A 4,637-nucleotide genomic window follows, 5' to 3' on the forward strand; every position below is an offset into this window, starting at 1 on the left:
CCCAATCCGGTAGTCGCCATATCTTTTGCCCTTAGCCCAATATTCCAACTCAAGTGGAATAATTTAGGTAGTTTTGCGTAAGGAAATATATAAATGATGAGTATGCGAAGATTATCTTGGTATGTAGTTGGTGTGGTACTCCTATTTACTGTGGGAGCGAGTGCACAGGAGCGATTAATTGATTATGTACGTCCATTTGTGGGGACGACCAACTTTGGGACGACCAATCCGGGTGCTGTGGTGCCTCATGGTATGATGAGTGTGGTGCCTTTTAACGTGATGGGAAGTGATCAAAATAGATACGATAAAGACTCTCGATGGTGGAGTACTCCTTACGAGCATACCAATTCTTATTTCACAGGTTTCAGCCATGTTAATCTCAGCGGGGTAGGATGTCCAGAGCTTGGTTCGCTACTGGTGATGCCTACCACGGGGAAGCTCTCTGTGGATTTTAGAGAATATGGAAGTGCCTACAAAGATGAAGTGGCCTCTCCAGGATATTATAGCAATCACCTCACCAAGTACGATATCAAAACTGAAGCAACGGCTACGGTAAGAGGTGGGGTGACTCGCTTTACCTTCCCTAAAGGGCAAAGCCACATCCTCCTCAATCTAGGCGAGGGGCTTACTAATGAGTCTGGAGCGATGCTTAGGCGCGTGAGTGATGTAGAGGTTGAAGGGGTAAAGCTACTAGGTACTTTCTGCTACAATCCTCAGGCAGTCTTTCCGATTTACTTTGTGATGAGACTGAGCAAAACCCCTAGCCAACAAGGGTATTGGAAGTTGCAACGCCCAATGAAAGGTGTAGAGGCAGAATGGGATCCAGATCAAGGTAAATATAAGCTCTATACCAAGTATACTAAGGAGTTGGCTGGTGATGATGTAGGTGCATACTTTACCTTTGATACCGAAGCCGATGAGACGATAGAAGTCCAGATGGGCGTGTCATTTGTAAGCATTGAGAATGCGAGGGAAAATCTACGGCAAGAGGTGTCTGGAAAGAACTTTGATGAGGTACGTAGAGAGGCAGAGAATCTTTGGGAAAAAGACCTTAGCCGCATTAGAGTAGAAGGGGGAACCTTAGAGCAGAAACAGATATTCTACACCGCACTCTACCATATACTTCTTCATCCTAATATCCTACAGGATGTCAATGGAGACTACCCGCAGATGGAGGGCGGAGAGATTCTCAATACTGGAGGAGGAAATAGATATACCGTATTCTCATTATGGGACACTTATCGCAATGTGCACCAATTCCTCACATTGGTATATCCCGAGCGGCAGATGGATATGCTGAAGAGCATGCTGGGAATGTATCAAGAGCACGGTTGGTTCCCTAAGTGGGAGCTTTATGGACGCGAGACACTTACAATGGAGGGCGATCCTGCTATTCCTGTATTTGTAGATAGTTACCTCAAAGGGCTTCGGGATTTTGATATTCAAACAGTCTACAAAGCGATGTATAAGTCCGCGACTACCAGCGGTAGTGAGAACTTACTCAGACCAGATAACGACGACTATTTATCGCTAGGATATGTGCCATTAAGAGGGGAGTTTGATAATTCGGTATCTCATGCCTTGGAGTATTACGTGGCAGATAATGCCCTCTCTATTTTGGCTCAGGAACTAGGGTACAAGGCTGATGCTCGTAGATTTAGACAGCAAAGTCTAGGCTATAAGCACTATTATAGTCCTGAATTCAAGACCTTCCGCCCTAAACTGCCTGATGGTACCTTCCTCACTCCTTTCAATCCAAAACTTGGCGAAAACTTTGAGCCCAACCCAGGATTCCATGAAGGAAGTGCTTACAATTATACTTTCTTTGTTCCTCATGATATCAAAGGCCTAACTAGGTTAATGGGTGGAAAGCGTGCCTTTATCAATAACTTACAGGCGATATTTGATGAAGGTCACTACGACCCAACTAACGAGCCAAACATTGCCTATCCATACCTTTTTAGCTACTTTAGAGGCGAGGAATGGCGGACTCAAAAGCTGGTGACAGAGCTACTTGAAAAGCACTTCACTACTGAACCAGATGGCCTTCCCGGTAATGATGATACTGGTACGATGAGCTGTTGGGCACTGATGAGTATGATGGGATTGTACCCCGATTGCCCTGGCGTGCCAGAGTACACCCTCACTGCCCCAGTATTTGATAAGGTGGTGATTACCCTAGACCCCAAGTACTTTGGAAAAAGCGAACTGGTGATTGAGGGTGCTCCTTCCCACAAAGGGCAGTACATCAAGTCTATTAAGTTGGGTGGGCGGAAGCTCAAGTCGCACCGCATTACACACCAAGCACTGATAGAGGGCGGACATATCAAGTTTGAGTATTAAGTATTTCTACCTATGGAGCTAGAGCGTACTCTTGCCGAGAAGTTTCTATTTTCGGAGAGCGGGAAATACCGGCCTGCAGTGCGAATATCGTCCATAGGTATCTCATTGGGTGTCTCATTGATACTGCTGTCTCTTTTCGTAGTACGAGGTTTCAAACAAGAGATAGAGAAGAAGCTCAATAACTTTGTCGGCACTATTCGGATCTCCAATCCCGATAATAATTATGATGCCTACGCCCTGCCCCTCACTATTAGTGAGGACCTACTGACCGAGATAGAGAGAACTAGTCAGAGCACCTTTCCTGAGGCTAGGGTAGAGGCCTTTATTGACCAGATGGCCTTGGTAAAAGTAGACTCCTCATTCCGTGCTGTGATGATGCACGGACTGAGCGAAGGGTACGACCAAGCGTTTTACGAAGAGTACCTTGTGGCGGGAAGGCTCCCAGACTTGCACAAGCAAGGGGAGTTGCTACTTTCCAATAAAGTGGCACAGTTTTTAGGCCTCAATGTTGGCGATGATTTCCTTGCTTATTATAGCAATGGCGACCGCACCAAAGTGCGAAAATATCATATTGTAGGGCTTATTGAGACCGGTTTCGATACCTTTGATCATTCCCTGGCACTCACCTCCCTTTCCGACCTTCAGAGTGTCAATGATTGGAGCGAGCATCAGGTTGGGGGGCTTACCGTTACTCTAAAATCAAGGAGTGGGGCAAGCCAACTCTACGACCTCCTTTTTGATTTGCTTGCCGACCGTAGTGAGAAATATGGAGAGCGGTATGCCATGTTTACCGTAGAGGAGCTGAACTACAACTATTTTGGCTGGCTCAACCTACTGGATGCCAATGTGCTACTCATCCTTATCCTAATGATTGCGGTGGCTGCTATGACCATTGTCACAGGAGTTGTGGTACTGATCCTTGAAAGAGTCAGAGCTATTGCTACCCTCAAAGCATTGGGCCAGCGTAACCGCTCACTGCAGAAGATATTTTGGATTATGGCGAGCCATATCCTCCTGAGGGGAATATTGTACGCCAATGCGATTGCCTTGGCACTCGCCTTCCTACAGAAGCACTTTAGAGTGATTTCCCTTGATTCTAGCCAGTACTACATGAGCTACGTCCCCATCAGTATTGATTGGTGGGTACTTCTCGTAACCAATTTGGCGGTATTTATCGTTGTCTTTCTTTTCGTGCTTCTTCCCACCCGCATCATCGGTGGCATCAACCCTTCCCGCACCCTCCGCTTCGATTAGAAGAGACTTTGCACGAAGGCGAACTGCTGCATTGCTATCGGAATTCGAGCTCGGTCACGTACGTGAGTACGCTCCCTTCGGCCCTGGTGGGGCCTTGGTGCCCTGCGTGCACCTTGCCCTCATCCTCAGGCCTTGCATTTTATCCTTCGTGCAAAGTCTTGACACATTTGTCTGCAAATGTGTGAGAATGGCACTTCGTGCAACATTCTCTAGAAAGGGTAGCCGATAGCTAGGTGAAATACCGTTGGGAAGCCATTTTCGAAGGTATTGAAATACTTCTCCGCCCTTCTTGTGGGCTTATGAAGACCTATTCCGATATCCAGACGCAATACCAAGAAATCAAGGTCATACCTCACTCCTAGTCCCGTTCCCAGTGCGATATCGTTTAGGAAATACTCTTTGGTCAGCTGTCCATTAGGTCTATTTGCATCCTCCCTCATCAGCCAAATATTACCGGCATCAATAAAAGTCGCCAGTTCAATCGCCCCAAATACCTTGTACCGTATCTCTAGGTTCGTCTCAAAACGAATATCCCCCGTGCGATCCATAAAACTCAGCGGATCCTCCATCGCTGGATTATATCCTCCTGGTCCTAGCGTACGCACATTAAATCCTCTGATACTATTAGCTCCACCCGCATAAAACTGCTCAGAGTAGGGCGCCACCGTCATATTTCCATAGCTGTAGACCGCACCAGCATAAGCTCGACTGGCCAATTGGAGTTTTGGGCTAAACTTGTAGTTGTATCGCAGCTCCAGCGTCCCCTTCACAAATTGCGCAAAAGGGGCACCCAGAAACTTATAAGGTTCCGTGCCCTCTCGCTTCTTCCCCTTATAGAAAAGCGAAAGCACATTTCCCGCCTCAGCAATATAAGTCTGGATGCTAAATCCATGCCTTCCCTTCAATTCATAACCAAAGAGATAATTAGCCTGCGGAATAAATTGATTCCTAAAAGAGAGCCCAATGATCGGATTCTTTGCGATCACCTCTTCAAAACGCTCCGTCTTAGAGAGTAGGTGATTGTAACTCAGGCTTAGGGG

The 4,637-nt window shown here is 46.7% G+C and carries 3 protein-coding genes; 2 read left to right on the forward strand and 1 reads right to left on the reverse strand.

Annotation, left to right across the window (positions count from 1 at the left end; all coding sequences use genetic code 11):
- Positions 1 to 102: 102 nt before the first annotated feature.
- Together QVO39_RS07385 and QVO39_RS07390 are read left to right on the forward strand one after the other, a co-directional pair.
- Positions 103 to 2,343, forward strand: a complete 2,241-nt coding sequence (locus QVO39_RS07385) for a GH92 family glycosyl hydrolase (RefSeq protein WP_288171915.1) — start codon at positions 103 to 105, stop codon at positions 2,341 to 2,343.
- A gap of 12 nt (positions 2,344 to 2,355) precedes the next feature.
- Entirely contained in the window at positions 2,356 to 3,597 is a 1,242-nt protein-coding gene (locus QVO39_RS07390; RefSeq protein ID WP_021903637.1) for an ABC transporter permease, read from the forward strand.
- A 209-nt stretch (positions 3,598 to 3,806) separates the two neighbouring features.
- On the opposite strand, the gene QVO39_RS07395 is transcribed toward QVO39_RS07390, so the two are convergent.
- Positions 3,807 to 4,637 (reverse strand): BamA/TamA family outer membrane protein (locus QVO39_RS07395; protein WP_288171916.1); only part of this gene is annotated, 831 nt, incomplete at its 5' end.

Source organism: Porphyromonas sp. CAG:1061 (genome assembly GCF_000435035.1).
In the GTDB taxonomy this organism is placed as follows: Bacteria; Bacteroidota; Bacteroidia; order Bacteroidales; family Porphyromonadaceae; genus Porphyromonas_A; species Porphyromonas_A somerae.